The sequence below is a fragment of the Magnetococcales bacterium genome, assembly GCA_015231755.1.
In the GTDB taxonomy this organism is placed as follows: domain Bacteria; phylum Pseudomonadota; class Magnetococcia; order Magnetococcales; family Magnetaquicoccaceae; genus Magnetaquiglobus.
In genome coordinates this window covers 85,897-104,011 of the sequence record JADGAZ010000001.1, presented here as the reverse complement: position 1 = coordinate 104,011, position 18,115 = coordinate 85,897, and the positions used below count along the sequence as shown (strand labels likewise).

The 18,115-nt window shown below is 59.3% G+C and carries 15 protein-coding genes; 2 read left to right on the top strand and 13 right to left on the bottom strand.

Going from position 1 to position 18,115, the window contains the following annotated elements:
* Positions 1 to 319: 319 nt before the first annotated feature.
* The 7 genes from HQL98_00485 to mgtE (HQL98_00455) form a co-directional block, all read right to left on the bottom strand.
* Positions 320 to 2,014 carry a glutamine--tRNA ligase/YqeY domain fusion protein gene (locus HQL98_00485; protein ID MBF0270537.1) on the bottom strand — a complete coding sequence of 565 codons (1,695 nt, stop codon included), beginning with the start codon at positions 2,012 to 2,014 and terminating at the stop codon, positions 320 to 322.
* Positions 2,015 to 2,087: 73 nt separating this feature from the next.
* Positions 2,088 to 2,468 (bottom strand): hypothetical protein, encoded by a 381-nt coding sequence (locus tag HQL98_00480; GenBank protein ID MBF0270536.1) that lies wholly within the window; start codon positions 2,466 to 2,468, stop codon positions 2,088 to 2,090.
* Between the two features lie 53 nt (positions 2,469 to 2,521).
* Positions 2,522 to 2,830, bottom strand: a complete 309-nt coding sequence (locus HQL98_00475) for an EscU/YscU/HrcU family type III secretion system export apparatus switch protein (protein MBF0270535.1) — start codon at positions 2,828 to 2,830, stop codon at positions 2,522 to 2,524.
* Positions 2,831 to 2,843: 13 nt separating this feature from the next.
* The gene (locus tag HQL98_00470) at positions 2,844 to 3,863 is read right to left on the bottom strand and encodes a hypothetical protein (GenBank protein MBF0270534.1); all 1,020 of its coding nucleotides are present in this window, start codon (positions 3,861 to 3,863) and stop codon (positions 2,844 to 2,846) included.
* A gap of 6 nt (positions 3,864 to 3,869) precedes the next feature.
* Complete coding sequence (gene mgtE, locus HQL98_00465; protein MBF0270533.1) at positions 3,870 to 5,261, bottom strand: magnesium transporter; 1,392 nt, start codon at positions 5,259 to 5,261, stop codon at positions 3,870 to 3,872.
* 32 nt (positions 5,262 to 5,293) lie between these two features.
* Positions 5,294 to 6,688 (bottom strand): magnesium transporter, encoded by a 1,395-nt coding sequence (gene mgtE, locus HQL98_00460; protein MBF0270532.1) that lies wholly within the window; start codon positions 6,686 to 6,688, stop codon positions 5,294 to 5,296.
* 54 nt (positions 6,689 to 6,742) lie between these two features.
* Positions 6,743 to 8,140 carry a magnesium transporter gene (gene mgtE, locus HQL98_00455; protein MBF0270531.1) on the bottom strand — a complete coding sequence of 466 codons (1,398 nt, stop codon included), beginning with the start codon at positions 8,138 to 8,140 and terminating at the stop codon, positions 6,743 to 6,745.
* An 810-nt stretch (positions 8,141 to 8,950) separates the two neighbouring features.
* On the opposite strand from mgtE (HQL98_00455), the gene HQL98_00450 reads away from it, so the two are divergent.
* Together HQL98_00450 and HQL98_00445 are read left to right on the top strand one after the other, a co-directional pair.
* Complete coding sequence (locus HQL98_00450; protein MBF0270530.1) at positions 8,951 to 9,805, top strand: universal stress protein; 855 nt, start codon at positions 8,951 to 8,953, stop codon at positions 9,803 to 9,805.
* Positions 9,802 to 11,001, top strand: coding sequence for a cytochrome b/b6 domain-containing protein (locus HQL98_00445; protein ID MBF0270529.1), 1,200 nt, complete (start codon positions 9,802 to 9,804; stop codon positions 10,999 to 11,001). The genes HQL98_00450 and HQL98_00445 overlap by 4 nt, the downstream gene beginning before the upstream one ends.
* A gap of 6 nt (positions 11,002 to 11,007) precedes the next feature.
* Here the strand turns inward: HQL98_00445 and HQL98_00440 are convergent, their stop codons facing one another.
* The 6 genes from HQL98_00440 to flhA all read right to left on the bottom strand — a co-directional run bounded on the left by HQL98_00440 (position 11,008) and on the right by flhA (position 17,905).
* Entirely contained in the window at positions 11,008 to 12,171 is a 1,164-nt protein-coding gene (locus HQL98_00440; protein ID MBF0270528.1) for a flagellar hook-length control protein FliK, read from the bottom strand.
* A gap of 16 nt (positions 12,172 to 12,187) precedes the next feature.
* Positions 12,188 to 12,667, bottom strand: a complete 480-nt coding sequence (locus HQL98_00435) for a hypothetical protein (GenBank protein MBF0270527.1) — start codon at positions 12,665 to 12,667, stop codon at positions 12,188 to 12,190.
* Between the two features lie 20 nt (positions 12,668 to 12,687).
* Positions 12,688 to 13,467 (bottom strand): FliA/WhiG family RNA polymerase sigma factor, encoded by a 780-nt coding sequence (locus HQL98_00430; GenBank protein ID MBF0270526.1) that lies wholly within the window; start codon positions 13,465 to 13,467, stop codon positions 12,688 to 12,690.
* A 13-nt stretch (positions 13,468 to 13,480) separates the two neighbouring features.
* On the bottom strand, positions 13,481 to 14,431 hold the full coding sequence (locus HQL98_00425) for a MinD/ParA family protein (protein ID MBF0270525.1): 951 nt from the start codon (positions 14,429 to 14,431) through the stop codon (positions 13,481 to 13,483).
* Positions 14,432 to 14,546: 115 nt separating this feature from the next.
* Positions 14,547 to 15,791, bottom strand: coding sequence for a flagellar biosynthesis protein FlhF (gene flhF, locus HQL98_00420; GenBank protein ID MBF0270524.1), 1,245 nt, complete (start codon positions 15,789 to 15,791; stop codon positions 14,547 to 14,549).
* Between the two features lie 38 nt (positions 15,792 to 15,829).
* Positions 15,830 to 17,905: a flagellar biosynthesis protein FlhA gene (gene flhA / locus HQL98_00415; protein MBF0270523.1), complete on the bottom strand. Its 2,076-nt coding sequence runs from the start codon at positions 17,903 to 17,905 to the stop codon at positions 15,830 to 15,832.
* Positions 17,906 to 18,115 lie beyond the last annotated feature (210 nt).

Below are 18,115 nucleotides of genomic sequence, written 5' to 3'. Positions count from 1 at the left end.
TTACCCCAGAGCCTGTTCAAAATGTCAAAAAACCGACAAACCTCGTCAATCCGCCTGCATGATCCCGATTGCCAACACAGGTCAACCCGGATTCACGACTGTGACGAAGGGGTATCTTGCACAATACAGGCCATATGAAACTGAAACTGAACCGGAAACACGTGAACTCAACGAGGCGGAAATGGAAAAGCGGAAAGTGGAGCGGCGGAAAACGCCCCACCCGAAAAATCAGAAAAGATTCCCGGGTGGGGGAGAAACAAGGCGTGACCTTCTGCAAACAAAGGCTACAGCGCGGATGGCAGGGGTAACCTCCTCCGGCTCAAACGGTTGCTTTTACCGAACGCTGCTCGATCTTGGACCAAGCGTCACGCAGACTCACGGCGCGATTGAACACCGGACTGCCCGGCACCGCATCCCGATCCCGATGGAAATATCCCAACCGCTCGAACTGATAGGGCAAAATCCCATCGGCCTCGGCCAACTCCGGTTCAAACCGACATCCGGTCAACACCTCGATGGAGTCGGGATTGACATGTTCCACGATCTCCCCTTTCAAGCCATCCGGTTCGGGCATGGTGAACAAAGGGGCGTAAAGCCGTACCTCGCCGCTCACGCAACGGGAGGCGGAGACCCAATGGATCACCCCCTGCACCTTGCGTCCCACGGGATTGGCGTTGAGGGTGGCGGGATCGTGATCACAACGCAGTTCGCAAATCTCGCCGCTGACCGGATCCTTCACCACCTCGCGGCAACGAATCACATAGGCGTTGCGCAAACGCACCTCCCCGCCGGCCACCAACCGTTTGTACTGCTTGGGGGCGGATTCGCGGAAATCCTCCTGTTCGATGAAAATTTCCCGGGTGAAATGGATCGTCCGCCGCCCCATGTCCTCATTCTGGGGATGAACCGGGACCGTCAAAGCCTCTTCATAACCTTCGGGCAAAGAGTCGATCACCACCTTCAAGGGACGCAGCACCGCCATGGTCCGGGGGGAACGGGTTTCCAGATCGCTGCGCAGACAGTTTTCCAACAGGGCGTGTTCCACCCGGTTCGGAGACTTGGAAATGCCGATACAGCGACAAAACTCCCGAATCGCCTCCGGGGTGTAACCCCGACGCCGCAGCCCGGAAATGGTGGGCATGCGGGGATCGTCCCAGCCGGACACCACCCCGGATTGGACCAAAGCGTTCAGCTTGCGCTTGCTCATCACCGTGTATTCCAACGACAGACGGGAAAACTCAATCTGACGTGGCCGACAGGGCAGATCCAACTGGTCCAGGATCCAGTCGTACAGCGGTCGATGATCCTCGAACTCCAAGGTACACAAGGAGTGGGTGACACACTCCAAAGCGTCGGAAATCCCGTGGGCATAGTCATAGGTGGGATAGATCAGCCAAGCCATGCCGGTACGGTGATGTTCCACCCGACGGATCCGATACAAGGCGGGATCCCGCATGTTCATGTTGGGAGAGGCCATGTCGATCCGGGCGCGCAGCACCCGGGCGCCATCCGGAAATTCCCCGGCACGCATGCGCCGGAACAGATCCAGATTCTCTGCCACCGACCGGTCCCGAAAAGGACTCTCCCGCCCCGGTTCGGTCAGAGTGCCCCGGTATTCCCGCATGTCGTTGGCGGACAGGTCGCAGACATACGCCTTGCCCTTGAGGATCAACTCCTCGGCAAACTGATAAAGCGGCTCGAAATAATCGGAAGCGTAGAACTTGCGCTCCTCCCAGTCGAATCCCAACCAGCGCACATCCTCCTGGATGGAGTCCACATACTCCACATCCTCTTTTTCCGGATTGGTGTCATCGAAACGCAGATTGCATTTCCCTCCCGGATTCTCCGCCGCCACGCCAAAATTCAGACAAATGGACTTGGCATGGCCAATGTGCAAATAGCCATTGGGTTCGGGTGGAAAACGGGTCTGAAGGCGTCCGTCGTTGACCCGGGTTGCCAGGTCGTGGGCGATGATGTCGCGAATGAAGTCTGCGGGTTGGGTCGATTCGGTCATGATTTCGGAGTACCAGCGCGTCAAAAGGGATCCAGGAGTAAAACCAGTGCCAAAATCTTTGCAACTTTCAATCCTACTCCGAACCGTCCGTGACATCAACCCGACGCATCAGCACTTCCTGACGTGCGGCCAGTTGATGGATGCGCTCATGGATATCGGTGAGGGTGTCGTTGAGAGAGTGGAGCAGATCGTTCTGATTGGCGAAAATACGGTTGCTCTCCTCCTCCTGCTCTTCGGCCATGCGCATCAACCGCTCCTGCCGGATGGTCAGTTCGTCGAGCTGTCGGGGAAGCGTGGCGGAAAAGTGTTCCAGACGTTCGCGGGTGGTGCGTTCCAATTCGTCCAGACGCCCCACCAAAGAGGCGTGACGCTGATACAACTGGTCGAGCCGCACCGTGAGATCACCGGAAATCGCGTCGCATCCCATTGGAAAGAACCGTTTCTCCTTGGCCATGAACGCCTCCGCGAATAAATGAGTATCAAGCTGGGGAGTCTATCATGCCCGGTTCAAACCGGGAAGCTTTTGTTCATGCGGTAGACGTAGGCCAACACCTCGGCCACGGCCTTGTAAAGGGTGGGCGGAATGGCATCGCCGACGGCAACCTTGCCCAAAAGATTGACCAGATCCGGATCCTCCATGAGGGGAATGCCCGCCTCCCGGGCTTTTTTCATGATGGTTTCGGCGATCAATCCCCGTCCGGAGGCGGTGACACGGGGGGCGGTGTCCTGGTTGCGTTGATAGCGCAAGGCCACCGCCTTGCGCCTGGGCAAGCCACGCTGCGGGTTGTCGCCGGAATCCGCACCCGAGACACTCATCCCCCCACCTCCGCTACAGCCACTTGAGTCGCTTGAAAAACCACACCTCGATCACGCCGATCACCACCAGAATGATTCCTTCCATGGTGAATCCATGCTCGGTGGGAAACCAGGCGCTGTCCGTGTTGAGATACAACCCGCTGACATTGCTGCCAAACCACCCCACCACAAACGACAGGGGCATGAAAAAGGCCGACATCATGGTCAATTTGAACAACAGGTCATTCAAACCTTCGTTGACCACGTTGGCCACCGAGTCTTGAATGATCCCGGCGGTATCGCGAATTTCGTCCAGGTCTTCCATGTGACGGGTGGTTTCGTTGATCACCTCGTGAAGACGGGGTTTGTATTCCGGCCCCATCCAGGGAAACTCTTCGCTCATCAGCCGAGTGATGGCCTCTTTTTGCGGCGACAGATAACGACGCATGGCCACCGCCGCCACCCGCAAACGCCCCAGTTGCTGACGGATCCGGGGTCCGTCGCGGCGGGCCTCGTAGGGATCCCGCTCGGTGAGGGTATAAGCCTCCAACTCCTCGATCTGGGAGCGCATATGTTCCAGAATCGGTTCCATGCGGGCGGTCAGCCGTTCCAGGAAGGTCACCAGCAGTTCCGCCGGGGTTTTGGGGCCGTTACCGTTTTCCAGGGCGTGATAGACCTCTTCGACAAAATACATGCGCCGTCCACGCAGGCTCACCACCCCCGTGGCATCCACCCACAGGCGCAACGCCACCATGTCGTGGAAATCGTGTCCTTCGTTTTCGTTGACGCTGCGCAACAACAAGACCGCGCCATCGTTGAACCGGGAACAACGGGGTCTGGTTTCGCTGGCCATCAACGCCTTGACGGCACTGTGCTCCACCCCGGAGCGACCCTGGATCCAGTGGGTGGCGGTATCGGAGTTGCGGTTGAGATACAGCCAGAACGGTTGCAGTTTGGTGACGTTGGAGGCCTGAATCTCCGACCATGTCAGGGGCTTGCCCCCCCCGACACCATCAAACCGCCAGGCATGAATGACAGGATATGCGGCAACCATGATCGATCAGCCTCCCACCTGTTGCTGAAAAAGGGTGGCGATGAAAAAGTAGGCTGTCACCCCCACCGCATCCAGCACCATGACCACAATCGGCCCCTGGGCCTTGGAAGGATCCACACCAAAACGTCGGAAGATGCCAGGCAGACCGGTGGCGATCAGGGCCGCGAGGACCATGTTCACCAGAATGCTCGATCCCACGGTCCGCGTCAGCACATGGTCCTGAAAAGCCACCCAGGAGACCACCCCGGCCAAAGCCCCGTACAACCCCCCCATCATCACGGCGGTGCGCACTTCGCGCCACACCAGAACGAAATATTGACCCGCCGACAGCACATCCGCAGAGAGGGTACGGGAGACCACGGTGGCGATCACGGTGCCGAAGGTGCCGGACAACCCCAGGATCAATGGCAAAAAGGCGGTCAGGATCAAGGCGCGGGTGAGATCGTGGTCAAAATAATTGACGATCAGGCTGCACATCAGGCCGCCGGCGAACGAGGCCATCATCCAAGGCAGACGGATGCGAAAAATTTTCCAGGGCGAAAGGACATCGATCTCCGAGGAACTGGTACCCGCCACCTTGAGCAGTTCGTCGGTAGTCTCCTGCTCCATCACGTCCATGACATCATCGACCGTGACCAATCCCAGCACAATGCCGGAGTCATCCACCACCGGTACGGCCAGCAGACGGTAACGTCCCACCACATCGGCCACTTCGGATTGGGGCGCATCGGCCCGCACCTTGACCACCTTTTTGTTCATCATCCGTTCCAAGGTGGAGTCCGGATTGGCCAACAGCAACTGGCGCAAGGAACTGACCCCGGTAAGACGGCCATCCGCATCCACCACATACAGATAAAACACCATCTCATAGGCCGCCAGACCACGCACCGACTCGATGGCCTCGGCCACGGTGGTCGCCTCGGGCAGGGCGAAAAACTGGGAGGTCATCAAACCACCGGCGGTGTCCGGGGCATATTGCATCAGGCTTTTCAAGTCCCGCTGGATCTGGATATCCATCTTGCCCAGATAGCGGGAGGCCAACTCCGGCTCCAGCAGGGCGATCAAGTCCGCACGGGTATCCGGTGCCAGCTTTTCCAGAATGGGCAGCACATCGGTGGGCGGACTCTCCGACAGGATGGTCTGCTGCAAAAAGACCGGCACCTCCTTCAACACCAGGGCCGCGTGCAGAACATCCGGGATGCTCATGAAAATCTCACGGGCCTCATCCCCGGGGAAACTCTCCATCACCTTGGCCAGATCCGCCGGAATGATCCGCATCAACAATTTTTGCAAATTGGCCGTGGCCTTCATGTGCAACAAACGGTCGATGGTTTCGACCAGACGGTGGTTTCTTTTCTTGCCAAATTCCTGGGAAGACAACTTCTCTTCGTTAACCATGTCACCCATCCCCTGCCGGTCTTGAAGGTTTCTTAAAGCTTGAACACAAAATAGGCCACGGTCAAATAGTTGATGGAGCCCACCATGTCGATGAAAGCCAACGCCAACGGTCCCGCCGCCACCGCCGGATCGGCACCGAGACGCTTGAAGAAAAACGGCAAGGACATGGCAATCGCCGCCGAACAGATGATACTCAAGGTCATGGCCACGCCCAGGGTGATGGAGAGCAACGGATTCTGGAAAATCGCGTAGGAGGCCACCGCCAGACAGACCCCGTAAAAGCCTCCCTGAATGAAATTGACCCCGAGTTCCTTGAACAGCAGCTTGAAGAAATGGGCGTTATGGATGGTCCCGAGGGCCAGACCCCGCACCACCACAGCCCCGGTCTGACTGCCGGCGTTGCCCGACATGCCAATGACGATGGGGAAGAAAAAGGCCAATTGCACCACTTTTTCCAAGGTATGCTCGAATCCTTCCAGGATGGCGGAGACGATCAGATAGGCGACGAAGGCGGTGATCAGCCAAGGCACCCGGGTCCGGAAAATGGCAAAGGGGGATTGGGCCAGAACGTTGGTATCTTTGGAGCCGATACCAGCCATTTTCAGGATGGAGTTGGTATTCTCCTCCTGGATGATATCGATCAGATTGTCGATGGTCACCTGTCCCACCAACACGTCGAACTCATCCACCACCGGCATGGCCAACAGGCGATAGCGGGAGATGAGATTGGCCACCACCCCTTGCGGCGTATCCACATGCACCTTGACCAGTCGGGTTTGGGTAAACTCCCGCAGGGTTTTGTTCGGATCCGCCAGGATCAAACGACGCAACGAACACACGCCGATCAAACGCTGCATGTCATCGAGCACATACAGATAGAAAATGGAATCGTGGGAAGAGAGCGCCTGCACCGCCTGGATGGCATCCTTGGCAATGGTCTGATCCGACATGGCGATGATGTTGACATCCATCAGGCTGCCGGCGGTTCCCTGCTCGTAGCTGAGCGGTTCATCCATCACCTCGGGGGATTCGGCGCGGGTCAGGGCATGGGACAGACGGGTGCTGTTCTCTTCGTCGAGTCCGGTGAAGGCCATCTGCCGCACCTCGGCAGGCAGAGTCAGGAGCGTCTCCGCCATCTGTTCCATCGGGCCGTTGATGATCACAAAACGACGATGATCATCATCCAGTTCCGTCAGCACCTGGGCGGCATGCTCCGCCGGCTCGATTCTTCTGAAGATCTCCAGGGCGCGGGGTCCGGGAAATCCGTTCAATACTGTACCGATGTCGGCGGGTTTGAGTTTGCTCAACAGTTGGGTGAGGTGGGCGGAAGCGCCCCGTCGGTGCAAACGCACGATCGCCTCGGCGATATTGTTCTTGAGAGGCGGTTGTGCGGTGGGCTTGTTGTCATCCAGAACCATCATGGCCATGGCGATAAACCTTTCTTTTCGAGTCGTTGCAAGAAAACGGCGGCGCGGTGAACCTTACAGCCCGTAGACCAGGGTGGCGATCAGCAGATAGTTGATCACCCCCAGGACATCGACTGTAGTCAGCACATACGGCCCTCCGCCCACCGCCGGATCATGTCCGAGTTTCTGCAACAAAAGCGGCAGACTGGAGGCGATGACCCCCGCGTAGGTGATGTTGCTTAAGATGCTGATGCCCACCACAAAGGCCAACGTGGTACTCTTGAAGACCACCAGGGCGTAGCCCGAAAGACACACACCATAAAACATTCCGATCAGAAGGCCGGTCTGGGTCTCCTTGAACAGCAAAGCGAAATAGTCGCTGACCTTGATCACGCCGGTGGCCAATCCACGCACCGCCACCACGGCGGTCTGACTGCCCACATTGCCCGCCATGCCGAAGATCATGGGCATGAAGAAGCTCAACTGGATCACCTTGGACATGGTGTCTTCAAACATGCCGAGGATCCAGGCCGCCGACAATCCGCCAAAAAACGGCGCGATCAGCCAGGGAAGACGGGTACGGGCCACACTGGTGATGGCCTCGGAAAGGATGCTCATTTTGTGTTCGGCGTCCGCGCCGACGGATTTCAACATGGATTCGGTATCGGCCCGCTGGATGACGTGGATCAGGTCGTCCACGGTGATGATGCCCCGCATCACCCCCTGGTCGTTGACCACCGGCACGGCCATGAGATCCATCTCCGTGACCAGTTTGGCCGCTTCGGTTTGGGCGGTATCGACGTTGACGGTGTGAACCCGGTCATCCATGATATCCCGGACCAGGCGATCCGGCTTGGTGAGCAGCAGACGACGCAGGGAACTGACCCCGGTGAGACGCTGGTGTTCATCCAGGACGTAGACATAAAAAACGAACTCATGGTCCGCCAGACCCCGCACGGCTTCCAGGGCCTCTTTGGCGGTGACGGTCTCCTGGATGGCGAAAAACTGGGAATTCATGATGTGACCCGCCGAATCCGGCAGGTATTGCAGCAGGGTCTGCACCTCTTTCTGGGTTTCCCGATCCAGGGCGTTCATCAGGTGCTGCCCCACTTCGGGATTCAGCTTGCCGATGATGTGGCCACGGGTATCGGGTGGCAGTCCCTCCAGGATCGCCACAGCCCGGTCCAGACCGCACACCGAAATGATGTGGATCTGGAAATCCTCGTTGACCTCCTGAAGGGTTTCCCCGGCCTGCTGGGGATCGGTGATCAGATTGAAGATATCCGCCGCCTCTTCCACGTCCTCGGAAGAGTTGATGACCAGGGCGATATCACCCGGCAACAGCTTGGCCAGAATGCGGGAGAGCTGGGCATTGGCACCCTTGATGTAGAGGCGACGGATCGTCTCGACGTACATGGGAGAGTGACCAGCTTCCATGGGGGTTTGCGGTTCATCGACCACGATCATGCTCATGTCTCGTCCTTCCTTCACGGTTTCCGTGAGGAGGTGAGGAGACGATCGATGGGCTGCGACCTTGCGGACCCGATCCACCGAAACAGATCGGAAGAACCGGGCATGACCATGTCAACCATCCTGCCGGAGCGTTCGGGTATACACCGAAATCCTTGGCTGCTCCAGTGACCGGAAAACATCTTGGGCCGGTTGATCCACAAAACCGACGCCTTGTTTTCCGAATCACCCCAAGGAGAATCGATACTGTTCTTCCGCCTTGCCCTCTTGGCGCGCAAACAGGCCAGAAAGGCAAAACAAAAAAAAGTACACCATCCCTGTGCCGGGATTTTGCAAAGCTCTCTAAGGATTGCCGTCGATTCTTAAGGAAAAGCCAAACGCCTATTCTACGTTTTTTCGCGGGAGAATAAAACGGGCATCCCTTCTTGTGGTCAAGACAAGCAAGGCATGAGTCTGGAGCGGGTAGGCAGGAAAGGCTCGAAGGAGATGGAGTCTCTGTCGAACCGTATCACCGTCCAACGGCGAACCAGAGTCGCAACCATCAATGTGTCCACACATCCTCCGATAGTAGTTAATACTGGCGCGCAGTCTAACCCAACCCCCGGAAAGCCGTCAAGATTCAACTTGCTTAACCACCTAAAAAAAAGCCGTTCCACCCCACCGGATCTTGGAGAACCGATCCCGAACGCTTGAAACCTTGCGCATCCATCTGCTACTCTACACCGGCATGGTGTGGCGTCTTGACGCAAAGGCACTCCCGAAGGCGCGACGCAACGCACCCAAACCACACGACACCTTGGGACTACACAGCACATGAATGACCACGACATCGAGGTTCCGGAACCCTGCAAGGTCATCCTCCTGGCCACCGACGGATCGGAGTTTTCCGCCGGAGTCGAACGGGTGGGCATGGAGATGGCGGTGCAAAACCAGTCGCATTTGCATGTGTTGCGGCTGTTGCTGACCCAACCGGGCACCGACGAGGCCATTGTCGAAGAACAAGACGCCATCGCGAGCCTGGAACAGATCGGTTCGACCTGCACCCAGCGGGGCATCAACCATACGCCGGTGATGCGTCGTTGCGAAGAACCCGCTCCAGGCATTCTGACCGTGGCCCGGGAGATTCAGAGCCATTTGATCATCATCGGGCGTCGCGGACGCCGTGGACTGGCCAAACACAACGTGGGGGAGGCCACCACCCGCATCCTCGACAAACAGGCCTGTTCGGTCCTGGTGGTGCCCCGTTTGTTCTCCTTTTGGAGCAACGGCGTGCTGCTGGTGATCGATCCGGATAATACCGAAGGGGATCGGGTGGCCATGGTGGCGATCCAACTGGCCAAATCCGCCGCGATCCCCCTGACCATCCTGCTGGTGGCCGACGCAAGCGGCGACGAAAGCCGGGAAGCCAATCAAACCGTCAACCGTCTGGTGGCCATGGCCGGGCTGCAAGGAGTGCATGCCGAAGGTCTGATCCAATCCGGCGACATCGATGATGTGATCCTGGAAGTGGCCAGACAGCGTTCCGCGGATCTGATCGTCTGCGAACCCCGGGACCGCTCGGTTCTGGATCGGCTGTTCAACATCAACAAACTGGTCCAACTGATCGGCAAGGCCCACTGCCCGGTGCTGGTGGTCCACGGTGCCCAGAAAAACGGCGCTGCGGAGTGATCCAGCCTGCTTCCAAAAAACCGACGACCCGCTGGCAACGGTTGCGACGCTATTGGCGCGCCTGCACCTTCATCGAACGGGAGGTGTGGGACCGTCCGACCCGTTTCACCCACTGGGCACTGACCGTGGTACTGGTGGCCGCCCTGATCACCGGCTGGTTCGATCCCCCCTGGCAACTGGATCGCCATCTGATCATCGGGGGCATGGTGGCGGGTTTGATGCTGTTCCGTTTCATCTGGGGGGTGTTCGGACCGGAATTCAGCCGTTTCTCCCATTTTTTCGTCAGGCCCACCCTGGTGCGGGAGGATCTCTCCTCCCTCCTGGATGAACGGCTCAAACTCGCCTCCCCGGGACTGAATCCCCTCAACGCCTGGGTCAGCCTCGCCCTACTCCTCACCCTGGTGGCCCTGATGGGGACCGGCCTCATGGCCTATGGCGGCGAAGAACATCTGGGCCCCCTCGCCACGCTGGTGAGTTTCAAGACCGGAGAACAGAGCCAACAGTTGCACGAATGGCTGTCGATGCTGCTCATCGCCCTGGTGGTCCTGCATTACTGGATCATCGAGCGGGAAACCCGTCTGACCCGCATTCCGATTCTGCGCAGCATGATCACCGGCTGCAAGCCTTTGGATCCGGATCTGCCCAAACTCCCGGCCCGTTCCGGAAACGCCACCTGGGCCATGCTGTTGGGTATGGGGTTGATGTTCGGCATCGATCACGCATCCAAAACCCTGGGACAACTCCCCATGGATGGCTGGCGTCCCCTCCAGTTTCCCACCGCCTATCAGGAAAAGTGTGGTCAGTGCCACTGGACCATCCATCCCAGCCTGATGCCCGAAGAGCGCTGGCGGGATCTGCTGCACCATTTGAGCGACCACTATGGCAAAAAGGTGATCCTCACCGGCCCGGAAGCCATGGCCATCAGCACCTTCATACTGGTTCACGCCGCCGAGGACTGGAACACGGAAGCCGCCCACCGTTTCCGCAAAGCCGCGCCCGCATCGGTTCAGGCCGTCTCCGACCATCCGATCTGGGAGAAAATCCACGCCCGGATCGATCCCGAACGTTTCAGCGCCCCCCCGGTCCGCTCACGGACCAACTGCCCGGTCTGTCATCACGACGCCCTCAGTGGCCGCTTTGATTCCCACGCCATCCACACGCCAGCCGCCAACACCCCCACCACCCTGCCCCCGTAACGCGTCTCACGCCTCGGTGCGGAATCCCCCACCTCCCTCCGTGGTGCCCATGCCGAGAAATTCGGCCCGTTCGGCCTTCATGCCCCCCTCCCCCAGCATGGTCAGATCCAAGGCCCGCAGCGGCAATCCCGCAGCCAGCAACCCTTGCCGCAACGCCCCGATGTCGCCCCGCAACGCAGAGAGTGTCTCCTCCTCCCCGGCGGCGATTCCCACCGCCAGCATCCCCTCTCCCAGCACCAGACGGGCCTGCACCGTGCCCAGACGGGTCATATTCAAAGACAGCAGCACCGACAGCACCGATTCGTCCCCCTGACGCCCTCCGCGCTTGCGCTTCTCCCGTTCCTTGCGCCAGACCACCTCCCCCAACCCCCCTTCGTTCAACCAGAAGAGCCGATAGCCCAGCAAAGCCGCGCCATCCTCCGGGGCCGGCGCGGTGTGAGGCAGAATCTGTTGCATGGCCAACAGATCTCCGAGGCGCTGCAAGGCGTGACGGGCACCGGCCACCTCGCTTCCTTCCCCGGCGGCCCCGGCCACACCTCCCCCACCGCCCCCTTTTCCGGCCTCCTGCTGGATCAGGTCGGCGGCCTGGCGCACCAGACGCACCGCGCTGGTCACCTCCTGACGGCTGCCGCCTTCCAGAAGCTGCGTCAGGCCCGACAAATCCCCCTTGAACAGCGCCTCGGCGGAAAGATTCGGCAAGGCCCGCTGAATCACCGACGCCAGACTCTCCCGCCCCACCAGCAACACCGGCGCCCGCCCCCCCAAAGAGGCGGTCAACGCACTGCCGGTGGCCCCACCACGGGACAAACCCGTCAGAACCATCAAACGTCCCATCAGATCCGGGGCGCGGGCCAGACTTTGTTCGGCGTTTTGGGCCAATGCGGAGGCGCTGCCGGATTCGCTGGCCACCAGTCGCACACCGATCTCCGGGACCAGTCGCGTGACTTCCAGCGTCACCTGTTCGCCGACCCGCAGGGATTGTCCTCCGGAAAATGAAAAACCACTGCCATTGGGAAATCGGATCACACCGTGACCGTCCGGACTCAATTGACTGATCCGACCGACCAACAGCCGACCCTCCAGCAACTCGGGGGGGGATGGCGGGGTAAACAGATTGGAAGAAACCGGAGCGGTTTCTCCCGGAGGGAGCGGGACTCCCGAAAGGATCATCGGCCCACTCCGCCGATCATAGATCCCGATCCTCCTGCTGATTGCGATGCAGACGCTTCAAAAGACTCACTTCTTCCACCGCCAGACCGGTCTCGTTGACCACCCGGTCCTCGTCCACGCCGTTGGCGAGCAACAGACGGGCTTCCCGATAAGCATCCGACATGCTGGCCGGTCCGTTGTTTTCGGAAAGTTTGCTCCCATGTCCCCCCATGTTCATCATATTGCCGGAGCCGGGACCGGGACGGGCCATGAAACGCAAATCCGACTGAATCCCCTGCAAATCCTTTTGCAACTGCTCGGGGATGGCGCGTATGGCGGAATCCAGACGCTCTTCCAGGTTGGCGATCTCCCGGCGCACCGTGTTGACGCACTCCAGGGTATCCACCGGTTCCACATCCGGTTCGGCAGCCCGGACCGCTTTCATCTCCTCACGCATTTTCTGCACCTGCAGAAACACCAGGGAGACAGCCAGATAAAGGGCTATGAAACATAGCACGATGAGAAGATTCCAGATATTCACGTGATTCGCCCCGATCCCCGTCGCATCCGCGCCCGCATGCGCATGGCGGCCTTGCTGTGCAACTGGGAGATGCGGGACTCGGTCAAGCCCAGCACCTCCCCGATTTCGCTCATGGTCAGCTCCTCGAAATAATAGAGCGTAACCACCAATCTTTCTTTTTCCGGCAAGGCGGAAATCGCCTCGGAAAGAGAGAAGCGCAATTCATTCAATCCGATGCTGTCCACCGGATCCACGATGTCCGGATCCGCCAGAATGTCCAGCACATCCCATTCGTCCTCGTCCAGGGAAGGACGCAGATCGTCGAACGACAAGATGGCAATCCCGCGCACCGCATCAAGATTGCGATAAAATTCGTTCAGAGACAAGCCCAGATGGGCCGCCACCTCCAGATCCTCCACCGCCTTGCCGTGCTGGCCTTCCAGGAGCAGATAGGTCTCCTGGATCTGGGAAGCGGTCTGACGCACCGCCCGGGGTACCCAGTCCATGGAACGCAATTCGTCCAGAATCGCCCCACGCACCCGGAATTCCGCATAGGTCTGAAACTTGATGCCCCGATGGGGATCAAACTTGGATACCGCGTCGATCAAGCCCAGAATCCCCACCTGGATCAGATCGTCGATGTCCACCGACTGGGGCAGCTTCATCGAGATCCGGCTCGCCACGTACTTGACGATCGGGGCATATTTGAGGATCACCTCATCCCGGGTCAATCCTTCCCAGGTCTGGCCCTGATCATTGTCCGCAGGATCCCGGACGCTATCCGCTTTCTTGGACATCACGCCCCCTCGATCACGATCCGGATTGCTCGTGGGTGTCCCGCAACAGCCGCCGCCAGAAAAAGATCATCCTGCCCTCCTCCTGACGTTTCTCCCGCCACAGACGCATCAGGCTCGTGGACAGTTTCAGGAACGCCCTGGAAACCACCGCGTCCGGATGGGAGACGGAGACCGGCTTTTGCACCCGCACCGACTGGGCCAACAACGGATCCTCCGGGATCGACCCGACAAAATTCAACACAATGTTCAAAAACTTGTCCGCCACCTGGGACAAGGTGCGGTAGACATCCTTGGCTTCGGCCTCGTCGCGCACCTGATTGACCACCAAGTCGAAATGGGAAGCCCGATGGTTCAAAAACAGCACCTTCATCAAGGCGTAAGCGTCGGTCACGCTGGTGGGGTCCGGCGTGGCCACCACCATGATCCGTTCCACCGCCAGCACAAAAAATCGCACATTCTCCGAAATGCCCGCGCCGGTATCCACCAGCACCACGTCAAACTCCGCATTCCAGTGATCGATGTGGTCCATCAAGGCCAACTTCTGCTCCTCGGTGAGGGCTGACAAACCCGCCACACCCGACGCTGCCGGCAGAATGGTGATCCCTTCCGGCCCCTGGATCGCCACCTGATCCAGAGTCAGGTGCCCCTCCAGCACATCCTGGATGGTATATTCCGGAGAAGAGATCCCCAACACCACGTCGATGTTGGCCAATCCCAAATCCGCGTCGATCAACAGCACCTTCAGCCCCTGACGGGCATACTGAATCGCCAGGTTGACCGTCACCAGGGTCTTGCCCACCCCACCCTTGCCACTGGTGATGGCCATGGTGTGAGGCACCCGACGTTGCGAAAGCTCCTCGTTGACCGGAGGCGTAGCCAACGACCCCCGCGTCAGGGCGCCGGTCCTGCGACGCTCGGCAAGTTCCTTCAATGTGGCGACTTGATTGTCCAGATCCTTAATCATGACTCCCCCGCCACCGCGACATCCCATAACCGGGATCCGCCGGATCAGCACGGATCAAAAAGTTGGTATCGATACATCTCATGCAATTCGCATTCCAAGCATGCAATCCCTCGCTTTACTGATCCAGATCCCGCTCTTCCAGAAACCAGCGTGCCATGGTCTTCGGAGACATCCAGCCCAGATTCTCCGGCACCCTCTGGCCATCGGTATACATGGTCAAGGGCAATCCGGCCCGCACCGCCACATTCAGGATGCCCCCGTAGGTGACGGTCTCGTCGAGTTTGGTGAAGATCAATCCCGTGGGCTTCAGCACCGAAAACCGTCGGAAAATGGCCTGCTGCTCGGTTTCGCGCACATTGGCGGCCATGGTCAGGATCACCTCCCGGTCATCCCCCATGATGGGCAGCAGTCCGGCGGTGGAGTTGACCTGACGCCGGTTATAGGGGCTGGAGCCCACCGTATCCACCAACACGAAATCGCAACGGTTCAAGGAGTGCAGCCCGGCTTTGACCTCCGACAGGGTGCGGGCCACCACCAGACGCACCTGCAACAGCTTGGCGTAGGTTTCCAACTGGGCCACGGCCCCGACCCGGAAGGTATCCAGGGTGATCATGCCCACGGAACGTTGACGATTCAGGATCAGATCCGCCGCCAGTTTGGCCAGTGTGGTGGTTTTGCCAACACCCGTGGGCCCCACCAGCACGATCACCCGTGACTTGCCATCCAGCGGATCGCGAAATTTCAGGGTGCGGGAGAAGGCCACATCCAGCCCCCGTTCCTTGCCGGATTGATCCATCATGGCGATCTTGCGGGCAATCGGCTCTTCCACGCCGTGCATCAACAAGGTGCCGTAATGACGCTTGCCCATCACGTCCAGCCCCGAGGCGTCCCCCACCAGGGGAAACTCCGGCGGCAGATCCCCCAGACTCTGCACGATCGGCGAAGGCATCACCGGTTCCGAATCCCGGTTCGCATCCCGGTTTGAAGCCTGGGTGCGGGCGGTGGTTCCCGGTCCCACCGATCCCACGGCCCGGGTATTGGCCTGGGCGGAGTTACGCTCGGGTCTGGCGCGGGGTTCCAGGGCACGGGACGGCATTTCCGGTTCCGGACGCTCGATGGGATCATCCACCACCGCCGAAAAACGACCCGGCTCGCTGCGTGCGCCCCCTCCGGCGCCTCCCTGGGCCGCCGGACTAGGACAAGCGCTCACCTCGATCATGGTCTTGCCCAGAGCCAACCCCCCTGGTCCTTTCTCCCGAATGCTTCGGGTGGAGAGAATCACCGCATCGGGACCCAACTGCTCCTTGACGATCTGGAGCGCTTCCCGCATGTCCCGGGCCTGAAATTTTGTAATGTTCATGATACGGTCGAATCCTTGACAGTTTTGACATCACGCCCTTACGAGAGCGTCACCGTCCCAAGAGAGTGTACCGGAATGTTGGTGGGAATTTCGTTTTGCGACAGCACCGCCAAATGGGGCAAGGTGGCCTCCGCCGCCTGCTTGAAAAAGGGCCGCGCCCGGGCACCGGTGATGATCACCGGCTGTTGCACCTGAGAGGCGATGCGATCCACGGATTCCCGGATGCGCACCATCAGCAGACCCGCGGCCCGTGGCGCCAGCGACAGATAAGAGCCATACTCCCCGTCCACGATCGCCTCGTTGACCAGATTTTCCGCGTCCGCCCCCAAAATCAACGCCGAAAGGCGGCCATCCTCGTCCAGATAACGGGTCACCAGAGAACGGGCCAATGCCTGACGGGTCAACTCCACCAACTGGGAAGGCTGCTTGACCACCCGGGCATAATCGGAAATGGTCTCCAAAATGGTGCTCATGTCCCGCACCGAAACCCGTTCCCGCAACAATCCCTGCAAGACCTTCTGCAACGTTCCGAGAGTGATCACATGGGGGATCAACTCCTCCACCAGCTTGGGCTGGCTCTTGGCGGTCAGATCCAACAGGTTTTGCACCTCCTGACGGTTGAGCATCTCATGGGCATGGGTGTGGACCAGTTCCGTGATGTGGGTGGCCAGCACCGTGGCCGGATCCACCACCGTATAGCCCATCATTTCGGCCCGCTCCCGGTCGTGGGCGGAGATCCACAACGCCGGCAGACCAAAAGCCGGTTCGATGGTCGGATAACCGTCGATCCGTCCGGAGACCGCGCCCCCTTCCATGGCCAGAAACTGCGATGGCTTGAGTTCGCCCCGACCCACTTCCACACCCCGGATCATGAAGGCATACTCACCGGGTCTGAACTGCAAATTGTCCTTGATGTGGATCGGCGGCACCACAAAGCCCATATCCGCGGCAAACTGCTTGCGAATCGAACGGATCTTTTCCAGCAAGGTTCCCTGTTGGCTCTCGTCCACCAAAGAGATCAACCCATAGCCCACATCCAGACGCAGCAGGTCCAGGGCGAGGAAATTTTCGATGGGTTCTTCCACCAGGGCCTCGGTTTGCGCCCGTGCGGTCTCCTTGCGGGCCGTGACCAGTTCCACGGTCTCCAGCCGCTTGAAGAGAAAATAGGCCCATCCGCCCATCAAGATGGCCAGCAGCGCGAACGGAATCGTGGGCATGCCCGGCATCAGGGCGAACAGTCCCAACACACCGGCGCTCAACAGGATCACCCGGGGCTGGGCCGTGACCTGACCACCGATGTGATCCCCGAGATTTTCGTCCGAGGAGGCGCGGGTCACCAGAAAACCGGCGGCGGTGGAGATCACCAGGGCCGGAATCTGCGCCACCAGACCGTCACCCACGGTCAAAATGGTGTAGATGTTGGCCGAATCCGCCGCCGACAGCCCATGCTGACCCACGCCGATGATGAAACCACCGATGATGTTGATGAAGGTGATGATGATGCCCGCGATCGCATCCCCACGGACGAACTTCGAGGCACCGTCCATGGCTCCGAAGAATTCCGATTCCTGTTCGATTTCACGCCGGCGGGTTTTGGCTTCGGTCTCGGAAATGAGACCCGAGTTGAGATCCGCGTCGATGGCCATCTGTTTGCCCGGCATTTTGTCCAAAGTGAAACGGGCCGCCACTTCGGCGATACGCCCGGCACCTTTGGTGATGACCACAAAGTTGATGATCACCAGAATGCCGAAGATGATCATACCCACCACCGGATTGCCTCCGACCACGAACTGGCCGAACGAGCGGATCACCTCACCCGCCGCGCCTTCCCCCTCGGCGCCGTGCAACAGGATCAGACGGGTGGTGGCGATGTTCAGCGCCAGCCGGAACATGGTGGTGATGAGCAACACACTGGGAAAGGAGGAAAACTCCAATGGCCGATGGACATAAACGGTCGTCAGAAGAATGACGATACCCAGTGAGATGTTGACGGACAAAAATACATCCAACAGCCACGAGGGCACGGGGATGATCATGATCGCCAACACCGTCATGACCCCACCGGCCATGACGATGTCATTGAGTCCCTTGAATCGACTGAAGAATGGCACCATATTCTTTCGCTCCCAAACATCCGCGACGGCTTGGTCCGGGCTCGTACCGGGGAATCCTTGACATCGACAAAGCAACTATCATGCCCAGATTCCAACACTTCCCCCCTTCACCCACCCCCGGTTTCCTTGCAGATCCCCGGCCATGACGCCCCTTCCCTTGATCCACGAAAAAAACGTACAATCGAAAACGCGCAAGGCCAAATCACCGTG

What these genes read in the sequence shown, in the direction of transcription:
- HQL98_00485 (MBF0270537.1), bottom strand. Translation starts at nt 2,014, where the DNA reads ATGACCGAATCGACCCAACCCGCAGACTTCATTCGCGACATCATCGCC.
- HQL98_00480 (MBF0270536.1), bottom strand. Translation starts at nt 2,468, where the DNA reads ATGGCCAAGGAGAAACGGTTCTTTCCAATGGGATGCGACGCGATTTCC.
- HQL98_00475 (MBF0270535.1), bottom strand. Translation starts at nt 2,830, where the DNA reads ATGAGTGTCTCGGGTGCGGATTCCGGCGACAACCCGCAGCGTGGCTTG.
- HQL98_00470 (MBF0270534.1), bottom strand. Translation starts at nt 3,863, where the DNA reads ATGGTTGCCGCATATCCTGTCATTCATGCCTGGCGGTTTGATGGTGTC.
- mgtE (MBF0270533.1), bottom strand. Translation starts at nt 5,261, where the DNA reads ATGGTTAACGAAGAGAAGTTGTCTTCCCAGGAATTTGGCAAGAAAAGA.
- mgtE (MBF0270532.1), bottom strand. Translation starts at nt 6,688, where the DNA reads ATGGCCATGATGGTTCTGGATGACAACAAGCCCACCGCACAACCGCCT.
- mgtE (MBF0270531.1), bottom strand. Translation starts at nt 8,140, where the DNA reads ATGAGCATGATCGTGGTCGATGAACCGCAAACCCCCATGGAAGCTGGT.
- HQL98_00450 (MBF0270530.1), top strand. Translation starts at nt 8,951, where the DNA reads ATGAATGACCACGACATCGAGGTTCCGGAACCCTGCAAGGTCATCCTC.
- HQL98_00440 (MBF0270528.1), bottom strand. Translation starts at nt 12,171, where the DNA reads ATGATCCTTTCGGGAGTCCCGCTCCCTCCGGGAGAAACCGCTCCGGTT.
- HQL98_00430 (MBF0270526.1), bottom strand. Translation starts at nt 13,467, where the DNA reads ATGTCCAAGAAAGCGGATAGCGTCCGGGATCCTGCGGACAATGATCAG.
- HQL98_00425 (MBF0270525.1), bottom strand. Translation starts at nt 14,431, where the DNA reads ATGATTAAGGATCTGGACAATCAAGTCGCCACATTGAAGGAACTTGCC.
- flhF (MBF0270524.1), bottom strand. Translation starts at nt 15,791, where the DNA reads ATGAACATTACAAAATTTCAGGCCCGGGACATGCGGGAAGCGCTCCAG.
- flhA (MBF0270523.1), bottom strand. Translation starts at nt 17,905, where the DNA reads ATGGTGCCATTCTTCAGTCGATTCAAGGGACTCAATGACATCGTCATG.